This window comes from Psychrobacillus sp. FSL K6-2365, assembly GCF_038003165.1.
Classification (GTDB): domain Bacteria; phylum Bacillota; class Bacilli; order Bacillales_A; family Planococcaceae; genus Psychrobacillus; species Psychrobacillus psychrodurans.
The window spans coordinates 1,957,548-1,969,951 of sequence record NZ_JBBOOO010000001.1; the positions used below are offsets into that span (position 1 = coordinate 1,957,548).

10 protein-coding genes are annotated in these 12,404 nt (G+C 35.4%); 7 read left to right on the forward strand and 3 right to left on the reverse strand.

All coding sequences use genetic code 11. The annotated features are described in order from the left end of the window. Positions 1-3 precede the first annotated feature (3 nt). From MKY29_RS09365 to MKY29_RS09375, 3 genes are all read right to left on the reverse strand, one after another. Entirely contained in the window at positions 4-195 is a 192-nt protein-coding gene (locus MKY29_RS09365) for a hypothetical protein (protein WP_340879588.1), read from the reverse strand. A gap of 54 nt (positions 196-249) precedes the next feature. Next, entirely contained in the window at positions 250-1,146 is an 897-nt protein-coding gene (locus tag MKY29_RS09370) for a hypothetical protein (RefSeq protein WP_340879589.1), read from the reverse strand. Between the two features lie 558 nt (positions 1,147-1,704). Further along, entirely contained in the window at positions 1,705-3,450 is a 1,746-nt protein-coding gene (locus MKY29_RS09375) for a glycoside hydrolase family 13 protein (RefSeq protein ID WP_340879590.1), read from the reverse strand. A 349-nt stretch (positions 3,451-3,799) separates the two neighbouring features. Between MKY29_RS09375 and MKY29_RS09380 the strand changes: the two genes are divergently transcribed. The 7 genes from MKY29_RS09380 to MKY29_RS09410 all read left to right on the forward strand — a co-directional run bounded on the left by MKY29_RS09380 (position 3,800) and on the right by MKY29_RS09410 (position 12,371). After that, entirely contained in the window at positions 3,800-5,098 is a 1,299-nt protein-coding gene (locus tag MKY29_RS09380; RefSeq protein WP_241599872.1) for an extracellular solute-binding protein, read from the forward strand. 140 nt (positions 5,099-5,238) lie between these two features. Continuing rightward, on the forward strand, positions 5,239-6,519 hold the full coding sequence (locus MKY29_RS09385) for a carbohydrate ABC transporter permease (RefSeq protein WP_090561307.1): 1,281 nt from the start codon (positions 5,239-5,241) through the stop codon (positions 6,517-6,519). Next, positions 6,519-7,361, forward strand: coding sequence for a sugar ABC transporter permease (locus tag MKY29_RS09390; protein WP_093494836.1), 843 nt, complete (start codon positions 6,519-6,521; stop codon positions 7,359-7,361). Before MKY29_RS09385 ends, MKY29_RS09390 begins: the two co-directional genes overlap by 1 nt. A gap of 34 nt (positions 7,362-7,395) precedes the next feature. Beyond that, positions 7,396-8,916: an alpha-amylase family glycosyl hydrolase gene (locus tag MKY29_RS09395; RefSeq protein WP_445677892.1), complete on the forward strand. Its 1,521-nt coding sequence runs from the start codon at positions 7,396-7,398 to the stop codon at positions 8,914-8,916. 85 nt (positions 8,917-9,001) lie between these two features. Further along, a complete protein-coding gene (locus MKY29_RS09400) occupies positions 9,002-10,666 on the forward strand; it encodes a glycoside hydrolase family 13 protein (RefSeq protein ID WP_340879593.1) in 1,665 nt (554 codons plus the stop codon). A gap of 43 nt (positions 10,667-10,709) precedes the next feature. Next, the gene (locus MKY29_RS09405; protein ID WP_093494875.1) at positions 10,710-11,732 is read left to right on the forward strand and encodes a LacI family DNA-binding transcriptional regulator; all 1,023 of its coding nucleotides are present in this window, start codon (positions 10,710-10,712) and stop codon (positions 11,730-11,732) included. Between the two features lie 96 nt (positions 11,733-11,828). Further along, positions 11,829-12,371 (forward strand): GNAT family N-acetyltransferase, encoded by a 543-nt coding sequence (locus MKY29_RS09410; protein ID WP_093494839.1) that lies wholly within the window; start codon positions 11,829-11,831, stop codon positions 12,369-12,371. Positions 12,372-12,404: the final 33 nt, after the last annotated feature.

The following is a 12,404-nucleotide window of genomic DNA, read 5'->3' on the forward strand; positions in this document are numbered from 1 at the left end:
TTACTAATTATGTTTTTGGAAACACGTCATTCGTTTTACTAATGGTTCTGATTTACTAAGGTAAATCGGTTTAACAATATCACCTGTAATTATGTTAGCTTTTCTATCTTTTTGTTTTGCACTAAATCGACTTAATTTTTCTGCTGCACGCACTCTAACATCATCTGTATTGATCGGATTTCTGGCACTTACCATATTCATGACTCCTTTTTTCTAGGATATATGATTTTTTATAATACATAGTCAAGATCAGTAATCACCATTGTTTGTATCTTCTTCAGTGTCTGTTAAAGCTACCATATACTCAATATTCTCCAGGTTTTTACTAATCGTTTTATGAAGCAGCTCAAATAAATACTTGTCTAGTATATCAAAGGAATAGGAATAACTTTCTATTACCGTAATGTATTCATTATGGTTAAAAGCAAAATAATACACAAGATAGCTTTTCTTCCACAAATTCTCTTCATTGATTTTGTTAAAAACTGCAGATTCCCCAGATTCTTTGGATTCCTCCACTAACTCATATAATTTTTCAGGTGCAGTACCATTGTATATTTCATACGTGAAGACCCCATTGATCGGATGATTTTTGTATCCTAGTTGAGTTTCAGCTAGGAAATACTCAAGTACTTCTTTAAAGTCTATTGTAGATTGAGTCAAAAAATCTAATGTTCTTCCGGAAGCATCATCCCCAGTAAAATATGCCATAAGTCTTGCTTTAGTTCCACTGATCTCAACAGTTTCTATAGCAGCCTGCTCGATATTATCTACTTCAAATTCAAGATTTAAAAACTTGAATCTTTTTAAACGTTTAAAAGCAACAGGTACAGTAAGAAATAGAAGCAACCATATGAAAAGCAAAAAAAGGCCTCGAAAAATGATTTGATTAAAATTGGATTCAACGAAAGGCTTAACAATTATTGAAAACGCTGTTTCTGCTGTATTAATTGTAGAACCACTATTGTTTGTGCTTTCATTCTGTGGAAGAAAAGCCTGGGGATTATCTTTCCATGTATGGAAACCAATTAGTATAGATGCAACAATCATCCACGATATTATAAGTGTGATTCCTGCTGTATAAAAGTACGGAATTAAAAAATTTATCCATTGAAAGAACGTCCTTTTTTCTTTGTTCATATTCATATGGTGTAATTCTGTCAGCCCCTTTTCATTTCATTTATTGGTGCTTCTTTCATCTATTATTAATAAAATATATGTATTGGTATTCAGTTTGAGTCAAATTCATGAATACTTGTTTCATTTAAAAATACGAATGTTTACTTAATATCGCAATATATTATTCTTTTTTTAAAAAGCGATCTCTTTGATTGGAGAGGCAGGCGGCGACTCCAGCGGTAACAGAGCGAGCTGAAAGCGAGGCAGAAAAGGCAGTGGTCGAAATTTGTTTGACCACTGTCTTTGCGTCGAGTAACCGCAGGAGCATATGTTTTCGTAGTGACGAGGAGATTGAAGCTTTGTCAAAGTTGTTCGGATTTACCTATAAAATATTCTTTATGAAACTGATTCACTTGTTTTAATATATAACGATTATTTATATAGGGGCTATCGATTAGTGGTGAAGTCATCAATATTTTAAGAGATGGATTTGATTAACAAATAAAATCAATAATATTATTATGTAAACTAAATTACATTTAAAATATTTCTAGGCAAGTGTAAGTACTTGCCTAGAAAGAATAGTTATACGTTATATTCAATGATTCCAAATCCATCTGGATCTATGTTAACTTGAGTACCTTCTATTACGATATTAGAACTATAAAGTATATTATAATTTTCGCTTTTCTCAAGCGAAAATTTTTGGTTACTAGAGTTTGGATTAAGTAAGACTAAAATAGTTTTATTAGCAGTATATTTCTTATACCCAAATATACCATTAGGTTCGGTAGGATGTAGGAATGTTACAAAACCTTCATTAGCTAGCAACTTTTCTTTTTTCCGAAGCGTATTTAGAATGCGGATATGGTTTTTAAGCTCCAGCTCATGATTATCTTCGTTCCAGTCCATGCATTTTCTGCAGCCAGGATCTTGACCACCTGTGAGACCTATTTCGTCCCCGTAATAAATGCAGGGAGTGCCCATGAATGTTAAGAGAATTGTAAATACCTGCTTCGTTTTATTAATATTATCCCCACATTCGGTAAGAATTCTAGGCGTATCATGACTGCCTACAAGATTAAATGTATAATCAAACACAGTTTTCGGGTAGCTATAGTAAACCTTACTCATGTTCTCCACGAATTGCTGTGAATTAATACTATTATTTGCTAAGAGATTCAGTACGTTCGTTTTAAACGGATAATTCATTACAGCGTCAAACTGATCTCCTCGTAGCCATGGCATTGAGTCATGCCATATTTCCCCAAGAATATATACATCTGGTTTTGCTTTTTTTACTATTTTTCTAAACTCACGCCAGAAAGGCTGATCTACTTCATTTGCAACATCAAGTCGCCATCCATCAATATCAAATTCCTCAATCCAATAGGCACCTACATCCAGCAGATACTTTTTCACCTCCGGATTAGCAGTATTTAACTTTGGCATAGATTCTACAAATCCAAAAGCTTCGTAATTAGGCTTATCTCCTCCAACAACCGGGAAGTTGTGGATGTGGAACCAATCCTTATAAACTGAGTTTTCACCATTTTTCAGGACATCTTGGAAAGGAGGGAAATAGTAACCACTGTGATTGAATACGGCATCAAGCATCACTTTAATGCCGCGCTTATGACATTGTGTGATTAGCTCTTTTAAAGCCGCTGCATCGCCAAACTGCGGATCTAGCTCCATATAGTCAATGGTATCGTATTTATGATTTGAGTGTGCTTTAAACACTGGCGTAAAATAAATACCATTTACACCGATATCAGTTAAATGATCCAAATGAGCTGTAACACCAGCAAAATCACCACCAAAGAAATTATTCACGGCGGGAGGTTCGCTACCCCATTTTTTTGTGTTCTCGGGATTAATGGTAGGATCACCATTACCAAAGCGTTCGGGGAATATTTGATACCAAACAGTATCTTTTACCCATTTTGGAGCTTGGAATAGTTCATTTTCATGTAAATAGGGAAAGCAAAAATAATAGTCACTATCTTCAGGTATGCTGTCATAAAATCCTTTTTCAGTATAAATTACCTCTTCAGTAGATGAACCCAATTTAAAGCCATATCTTAGTCTATTAGTTGCAACAAAGGCTTCTGTTTCCCAATAGTCAAAGAGACCATCATTTCCAACTAAATTCATGGGCATTTTTGAATACTGCCATTGTCCATTATTCCAAATGTACGGATCACCCATTATTAGAGAAACAGTATTTACATCATTATGCTTTGTTTTGATTCGTATTTGAAGTGTTTGATTGTCTAGTAAATATACATAGTTATCGGTCGATCGGTGAAAAATAGCTGTTTTTTCCATAATACATCTCCTTTTTAAACGCGCCTGGTTGCGTTTATTAATGTGAATACCTGTGCACAACGTATCATAGTGCCTGGGTTGAGCATGTGAAAATAAAATATTTAAAAAATTTATAAAAAATAGATTGTTTCCTCCTCAAATAAATGTATAATAAAACAATAAGTTGTGCAATCGCTTTCATAAAATTAAAGCTAGTATTATTCTTCAAATCACATATAAACACTGATTGTAGATGGAAAAGATTATTTTTTAGCAATTTTATGTTAGCGCTTTCTTTTATATTTTTGTGCAAACGGTTGTCCAACTTGGAAGATGTAGTAATTAAACAGAACATAGGAGGGGTTTAAAGATGAAAAAGTCATTAACATTGTTGTTCATGCTCATTATTACCGCTGCTCTACTTGTTGCATGTGGGCCAAAAAGAGAGGAAACAACTCCAACGAACACGGATGAAAAAGAAACAGAAACTGAAGCAGAATCAACTGAAGAACCAGCAAAACCAGAAAAACTTGTTGTTTGGGAAGATACAGATAAGTCTATCGCTTTAGAACCCGCAATAGCATCTTTCGAAAAAGAATACGGTATTAAAGTAGAATTTAAAGAATTAGGTATGGCAGATAAAATGCGTGATCAACTGCGCTTAGATGGTCCCTCGGGAACTGGAGCAGATGTAGTAACTTTACCTCATGATCAAATCGGGCAAGTTGTTACAGAAGGATTACTTCAAGAAATCGAAGTAAGTGATGAAGTACTTTCTACTTTTAGTGAATCAGCTGTGACTGCACAAAAATATAATGGTAAGCTCTACGGACTACCAAAGGCTACAGAAACACCGGTGTTTATCTACAATAAGGCTTTAATGCCGGAAGCGCCAGAGACAATGGATGAAGTATATACGTTTGCAAATGATTTTACTGATGGTAAAAAGTTTGGATTTTTAGCAAAATGGGATGACTTCTACTTTGCACATGGTGTCATCGCAGGTATGGGCGGATATGTATTCCAAGAGAATGATGGAGCACTTGACCGCGATGATATTGGTTTAAACAACGAAGGAGCTATCGCTGGAGCAGAATATATTCAAAAATGGTATGCAGAAGGTTTATTCCCTAAAGGAATTATTGGGGATAGTGGCGGTTCAGCTAAAGATGGTCTTTTCAATGAAGGAAAAGTTGCTTCCGTGATGGATGGTCCTTGGGCATTCCAAGGTATGAAAGATGCTGGAATTGATATCGGAGTTGCAGCAATGCCAACATTACCAAATGGCGAACATATGAAAACATTTATGGGAGTTAAAGGATGGCATGTATCAGCTTTTACAGAACATAAATACTGGTCAACTAAATTAGTGGAATGGTTAACAAATGAAGAAAATGCAAAAATTCGTTTTGAATTAACTCAAGAAATTCCACCGGTTACATCATTGATTGAAGATCCTATTATTGCTGATAACGAAGGGGCAAAAGCAGTAGCTCTTCAATCTCAATACGCAGTACCTATGCCAAATATTCCAGAAATGGCTGAAGTATGGGGACCAGCAGCATCTGCACTACAAACGCTTGCTACTGGTAAAGCAGAACCAAAAGCAGCAATGGATGATGCACTAAAAACTATTCAAACAAATATAGAAACAAACCACCCAAATTGATGAACAAGGCAAAGTCATGTTTCCTATTAGGGAGCATGACTTTGCTACTATATTAATATAAACATAATGATTTCAAGAAAATTTGCACGAAAATAAGAGAGTATTTTCCTTTGATAGGAAAGAAGGAGGCGACATTTACGATGGATAGTAATGTCACAACCAAACATAGAAAAAATGCTGGGTTTTTATCTATCATTCCAGGCTTTGGACAATTTTATAATAAACAGTTTGTAAAAGGGATCATTTTCTTAGTATTAACAGTAGCATTCTTCAGTAGTTTCTCACAAACGCTAAATTGGGGATTCTGGGGCTTGATCACTCTTGGAGAAATTCCAATTCTTGATCATTCCATATTCTTATTAATCGATGGAATTATCGCATTATTGGTAGCAATCATCGGTCTTGGAATTTATGCATTCAATATTTACGATGCATATAACAATGGAAAAAAACGGGATGAAGGGTTCCTATTAAACAGTGTGAGGGAGCAATATCATAATCTTCTTGATAATGGTTTTCCATATCTAATGATTTCCCCTGGATTTTTACTATTAATCTTCGTAGTTATTTTCCCAATTATCTTTGTAATCCTTCTCTCATTTACAAACTATGACTTATATCATTCACCACCTGCAAAACTAGTAGATTGGGTAGGGATTCAAAACTATATTGATATATTTAAATTAGATCTTTGGAGATCCACATTCTTCGGTGTATTAGGTTGGACAATTGTTTGGACCTTTGGAGCAACGACCTTACAAGTTGCTATTGGTGTATTTTTAGCGGTTGTCATCAATCAAAAAGATTTAAAAGGTAAAGCATTTTTTCGTACAATATTAATCTTACCTTGGGCAGTACCAGCATTTGTATCGATTTTAATCTTTTCGGGTATGTTCAATGAATCTTTTGGGGTCATTAATACACAAATACTTAGTATGTTGGGCATCGATGCTATCCCTTGGATGACAGAAGAGATGTGGACTAGATTAGCATTGATTTTAATACAATCATGGCTCGGTTTTCCATTTATATTTGCCATGACAACTGGAGTACTTCAATCTATCCCAGAAGAATTATACGAGGCGGCAAACGTAGACGGTGCTTCTATTTTTCAGAAATTCCGAGGTATCACTTTACCAATGGTGCTGTATGCAACTGCTCCAATTCTTATTACGCAATATACATTTAACTTCAATAATTTCAATGTCATCTTCCTGTTTAATGGTGGAGGACCTGCAATACCAGGGCAAAATGCTGGTGGAACAGATATCCTAATCTCTTGGATTTATCAATTGACGATGACTTCTGGACAATATGGGAAAGCTGCTGCAATTACGATGCTTTTATCTCTGATTGTAATAGTTGTAGCATTATGGCAATTTAAACGTACTAATTCATTCAAAGAGGAGGATATGATGTAATGACTAATAAGACTGAAAAAATAATCAGACTGTCAGTTTCCTATCTTATTCTTCTTATTGCAGCAATAATCGTTATTTACCCACTATTATGGGTATTAGGATCTTCCTTTAACCCTGGGCAAAGTCTTTCAGGCTCTACGATGTTTCCTGAAAACCCGACATTCAAGCACTATAAGAGCTTATTTGATACAGAGAACTCCAATTATGTTTTATGGTACTTGAATTCTATGAAAATTAGTTTAATAACGATGGTATTTGCAGTACTAAGTGTGGCAGTTACCGGGTATGCTTTCTCTCGGTATCGTTTTATTGGTAGAAAAAATGGACTTTTAACCTTTTTAGTCCTTCAAATGATACCCAATTTCGCAGCGCTTATTGCAATTTTTGTACTTGCGCAACGAACGGATCTGTTAGATACACATGCTGGACTAATACTTATTTATGTTGGCGGCCAAATTCCGATGAATACTTGGTTAATGAAAGGGTACCTAGATACAATTCCAAAAGAATTGGATGAATCTGCACGTATGGATGGGGCAGGTCATTTACGAATTTTTTGGCAAATTATTATGCCTTTGTCAAAGCCAATCATAGCAGTGGTAGCACTTTTTTCATTTATCGCTCCATTTGGAGATTTCATTCTTGCGCGTATTATGTTAAGAAGTGAAGAAAAATTCACAATGGGCGTGGGTCTATACGAATTAGTTTCCAAGCAGTTTGGAAATGAATTTACTACCTTCGCAGCGGGGTCTGTTTTGATAGCAATTCCAATTACAATACTCTTCCTATCATTTCAAAAGTATTTTATCTCTGGACTTACAGCTGGTGGTACAAAAGGTTAATTACCTAAACGGAAAGAAGTGGGTATGTGTGACCATGAAAAAAATGGCTATGGTATTCATTTTAATAATACTTGTTATTGCCTCCTTAAGTACGCAGACTGCTCTCGCTAGTGAGGAACGAAAAATGCAAGATGAGATCATTTACATGATTATGGTGGACCGCTTTAATAATGGTGATACGAGTAATGATCGCGATGCTAACCTTAACGATCCACTTGCATATCATGGCGGAGACTTTAAAGGAATCACCGAAAAGCTTGATTATATTAAAGAAATGGGTTTTACAGCTATTTGGTTAACACCCATTTTTGAGAATATGGACAAAGGATATCACGGCTACTGGATAAAGGATTTTTATCAGACCAATGAATATTTTGGTTCGATGGAAGAATTCAAAACGTTAGTAAAAGAAGCTCATAAACGGGATATAAAAGTTATTTTGGATTTTGTCGTTAACCATGTTGGGCCCAACCATGACTGGCTAAATGATCCTGTTAAAAGGGACTGGTTTCACGAAAATAAGTCCATTTCTAATTGGAATGATCCATTAGAAGTTGAAACAGGCTGGCTATATGACCTACCCGACTTAGATCAAGATAATCCAGAGGTTAGTAAGTATTTAGTAGATGCTGCAAAATGGTGGATTCAAGAAACAAATATCGATGGCTATAGACTAGATACTGTCAAACATGTACCAAAGGAATTTTGGACCGACTTCTCAGCAGGAGTAAAATCAGTGAAAGAATCCTTCTTTCTAATAGGAGAGGTTTGGCATGATAACCCAAATGTCATCGTTAGCTATCAGGACACCGCTATCGATGGCTTCATGGATTTCTCCCAAAATGGAAGTCTTAGAACTGCATTTGAAAAATCAAATGAATCACTGGGTTGGTTGTTTTCAACTAATGAACGAAATAATAAATTGTTTAAGCGTCCAGAATTGCTTGGGCAATTTATCGACAATCATGATATGCAGCGGTTCACTAATTTAGCAGTACTAAACAATCAGGATCAAATAACGCAATTAAAGCTTGGTTTAACATATATGTATACTGCTCCTGGTATTCCAATTATCTACTATGGAACAGAAACCGCACTGGATGGAGGCAACGATCCAGATAATCGTCGAATGATGGATTTCAATGCAGATGATAACTTTACTGAGTATATAAAGAAACTCGCAGCAGTCAGACAGCAGAAGCTACCATTAACAAGAGGAGATATGGAGCTTTTAGTAGACGATACAGGTTTAGCTATTTATAAGAGAAGCCACGCTGATGAGACGCTTATTGTAGCAATTAATAATACCTCAGAATCTCAAAGCGTAGTACTAGAAGATGAGATAGAGTCGGGAATGGATTTACAAGGATTAATAGGTGGTGGGGTAGTTAAGTCTGGTAAGAATGGATATGCAATTCATTTAGACAGTGGACAGTCTGAAATATATGAATTAGTTGATCGTGACAAAGATAATCGGTTATCTTTAGGCTTTTTAATAGGGATTATTATTCTATTATTATTGGTTCTTTTCAACCGTTTAGTTCGAAACAAGTAGAAATAGTGATCTATTAATAGGCTCAATTTAAAATGGTAATCGAGACAGATAGAAGAAAGAGCAGCACGAGAGGGGTACTTCAATCATGAAAGAAAAATGGTGGAAAGAAGCTGTCAGTTATCAAGTGTATCCAAGAAGCTTCAAGGATAGCAATGGTGACGGAATCGGTGATTTACGAGGTATTATTACTAAACTAGATTATTTAAAGGATTTGGGTGTCGATGTTATTTGGGTCAGCCCGTTTTATAAGTCACCCAATGCAGATAATGGATATGATATAAGTGATTATCAGGGCATTTCAGAGCAGTATGGTACTATTGATGATTTTGATGAGCTTTTAGCAGAAATTCACAAAAGAGGTATGAAACTAATTCTTGACTTAGTTATTAATCATACGAGCGATGAGCATCCTTGGTTTATTGAATCACGTTCTTCTAAGGATAATCCTAAAAGGGATTGGTATATATGGAGAGATGGCATTGGAGAGCTTGAACCGAATAACTGGGAAAGTATTTTTTCTGGGAGCGCATGGGAGCATGATAAGCTGACGGATCAATATTATCTACATTTATTTGCGACGAAGCAGCCTGACTTAAATTGGGAAAATACGGACGTTCGCAAAGAACTTTTTAAAATGGTGAATTGGTGGCTAGATAAAGGAATCGATGGTTACCGAGTAGATGCGATTAGTCATATTAAAAAACGTGATGAATTGCCGAATATGCCAAATCCCAATAAAGAAAAATATGTTTCCTCATTTGACATGCATACGAACCAACCTGGTATACAAGAGTATTTAAAAGAGTTAAAGGAAGAGACTTTTGCTAAATACGATATTATGACAGTTGGAGAAGCAAATGGTGTTGGTATTGATGAAGCTGATGAATGGGTTGGAGAAGAGAACGGAAAATTTGATATGATTTTTCAATTTGAACATCTTGGTCTTTGGAACAAGGCTCTTAATAATTCTGTAGATGTAATTGCATTAAAGCAAACACTTACTAAATGGCAAAAAGGTTTACATGAAAAAGGTTGGAACGCGCTATTTCTTGAGAACCACGATCAGACACGTAGTGTTTCAAGTTGGGGAAATGATAAAGAATATTGGAATGAAAGTGCTAAAATGCTAGCAGCATGCTACTTCCTAATGCAAGGAACACCATTCATCTATCAAGGGCAGGAAATCGGAATGACAAATGTTCAGTTCCCATCCATTGATGATTATGATGATATTGGCATGAAGAATTTTTATGAGTTAGAAATTTCGAAAGGTCGCACACATCAAGAAGTGATGGAGGTAATTTGGAGGAATGGGCGAGATAATTCAAGAACTCCTATGCAATGGGATAATTCGTTAAATAGTGGATTTTCCGAAGGGGAACCTTGGATGAAAGTTAATTCAAATTATGTGACGATTAATGTTGCTAATCAGCTAGAGGATAATGATTCTATTTATCATTTCTATAAAAAAATGATTCAGGTTAGAAAAGAAAATCCAGTGTTTGTTTATGGAGAATATGATGTATTACAAGAAGACCATCCGGATGTATATATATATACACGAGCTATGGAAGATCAGTTTACAATTGTTTTGTGCAATTTCAGGGAAAATAGTTCGGAACTTACATTAAAACATCTTCCACAACGCAATACAGAACTAATATTATATAATTATATAGATGCACCGGAGCAGCTATCAGAAGCTATATCTCTAAAACCGTACGAAGTAAGAGTATATTTGTTTAAGTGATTTATAATGGATATAGGAAAAGAAAGAGAGTGAGGATTTTCTAATGGCAATTACAATTAAAGATGTGGCGAAGCAAGCTAATGTTGCTCCTTCAACAGTTTCACGGGTGATTGCAAATAGTCCCCGTATAAGTGAAACCACGAAGAAACGAGTACGGGATGCAATGGATGATTTAGGATATCATCCTAACTTTATCGCCCGGAGTCTAGCGAGCCAATCAACAAAAGTGATAGGTTTAGTGTTACCTCACTCTTCTGGCGTGTTTTTTCAAAATCCATTCTTTTCGGAGGTTATACAAGGGTTAAGCGAGGGTGTACATGAAAATCACTATGCACTACAAATGACTAGTGGGAAAACAGAATTCGATTCCTACGAGGGTGTAGTACAGATGGTTCAAGGAGGCAGAGTGGATGGTATTATCCTACTGTACTCCATGGTGGACGATAAGATTATTTCATATTTATCGAAAAGAAACTTTCCTTTCGTTGTAATAGGAAAACCATTTGATCTTGTTGATAAAATTACCCATGTAGATAATGACAATTATATGGCCGCTAAAGAAGCAACCGATTATATAATCGGACTTGGTCACAATAAGATTGGATTTATTGGAGGGAGCCCAAGTTTAACCGTTACAATAGATCGTCTTCAGGGCTACAAAGAAGCCTTAAAAGCATCTAATATAGAACTTAATGAAGACTATATTATCCATGAAGACTTTTTACGAGAAGGTGGTCAAGAGGCGGTCAAAGAACTTCTGAGAAGAACTATTCCACCAACAGCTTTGCTTGTAACGGATGATTTGATGGCAGTTGGTGTTGTGAATTCACTCACTGAAATGGAAATTGATATTCCCAACAAGGTATCTATCGTTAGTTTCAATAATGCATTGTTCGCAGAAATGTCCAGACCACCACTTACCTCGATTGATATTAATATTAAAGAACTTGGTTACCAAGCCGTAAGTAGCTTAATACAACTATTAAAAAATGAAAATGAACCTGTTAAACGAATTATAATACCTCATAGACTTGTTATAAGACAGTCATGCGGTGTTGCTCCGTGATAAAATAATATAAGCTATTATTAGAAGTACAAAAACAAGTATAGTTTAAAATATTAATATTATGTAAATTAAAATTGTGGAATTAGGAGAAATTACATGTTTTTATTCAAATTAGATGACAAAACGAATTTAAAAATGCTAAATTTACGGGACACTGAACATTTGTTCGCATTAACAATTCAGTCTAAGGATACATTAAGAGAGTGGCTTCCTTTTATTGATTTTACTAGAACTTCTGACGATACGAAAAATTTCATACAATCGACTATGAAACAGTTTTGTGATAATAATGGTTTTCAAGCTGGAATTTGGTATGATGGAAGCCTCGCTGGTGTTATAGGCTTTCATAAAATTGATTGGAATAACAAATCGACCAGTATTGGTTATTGGTTAGGGAACGATTATGTTGGACTAGGGTTAATGACTAAATCAGTTGAAGCATTTGTAGATTATGCATTACAGGATTTACAATTGAATCGTGTGGAAATCCGGGCAGCAGTGGAAAACAAAAAAAGCAGAGCTATCCCTGAAAGATTAGGTTTCAAAGAAGAGGGGTGTGTAAGGCAGGCAGAGTGGTTATATGACCATTATGTCGATCATGTGGTTTATGGAATGCTAGCAAGTGATTGGAAAAAGTAAAAAAACCCCGATGTAACAAAGCTAATGTTACAT

What these genes read in the sequence shown, in the direction of transcription:
- MKY29_RS09365 (WP_340879588.1), bottom strand. Translation starts at nt 195, where the DNA reads ATGGTAAGTGCCAGAAATCCGATCAATACAGATGATGTTAGAGTGCGT.
- MKY29_RS09370 (WP_340879589.1), bottom strand. Translation starts at nt 1,146, where the DNA reads ATGAATATGAACAAAGAAAAAAGGACGTTCTTTCAATGGATAAATTTT.
- MKY29_RS09375 (WP_340879590.1), bottom strand. Translation starts at nt 3,450, where the DNA reads ATGGAAAAAACAGCTATTTTTCACCGATCGACCGATAACTATGTATAT.
- MKY29_RS09380 (WP_241599872.1), top strand. Translation starts at nt 3,800, where the DNA reads ATGAAAAAGTCATTAACATTGTTGTTCATGCTCATTATTACCGCTGCT.
- MKY29_RS09385 (WP_090561307.1), top strand. Translation starts at nt 5,239, where the DNA reads ATGGATAGTAATGTCACAACCAAACATAGAAAAAATGCTGGGTTTTTA.
- MKY29_RS09390 (WP_093494836.1), top strand. Translation starts at nt 6,519, where the DNA reads ATGACTAATAAGACTGAAAAAATAATCAGACTGTCAGTTTCCTATCTT.
- MKY29_RS09395 (WP_445677892.1), top strand. Translation starts at nt 7,396, where the DNA reads ATGAAAAAAATGGCTATGGTATTCATTTTAATAATACTTGTTATTGCC.
- MKY29_RS09400 (WP_340879593.1), top strand. Translation starts at nt 9,002, where the DNA reads ATGAAAGAAAAATGGTGGAAAGAAGCTGTCAGTTATCAAGTGTATCCA.
- MKY29_RS09405 (WP_093494875.1), top strand. Translation starts at nt 10,710, where the DNA reads ATGGCAATTACAATTAAAGATGTGGCGAAGCAAGCTAATGTTGCTCCT.
- MKY29_RS09410 (WP_093494839.1), top strand. Translation starts at nt 11,829, where the DNA reads ATGTTTTTATTCAAATTAGATGACAAAACGAATTTAAAAATGCTAAAT.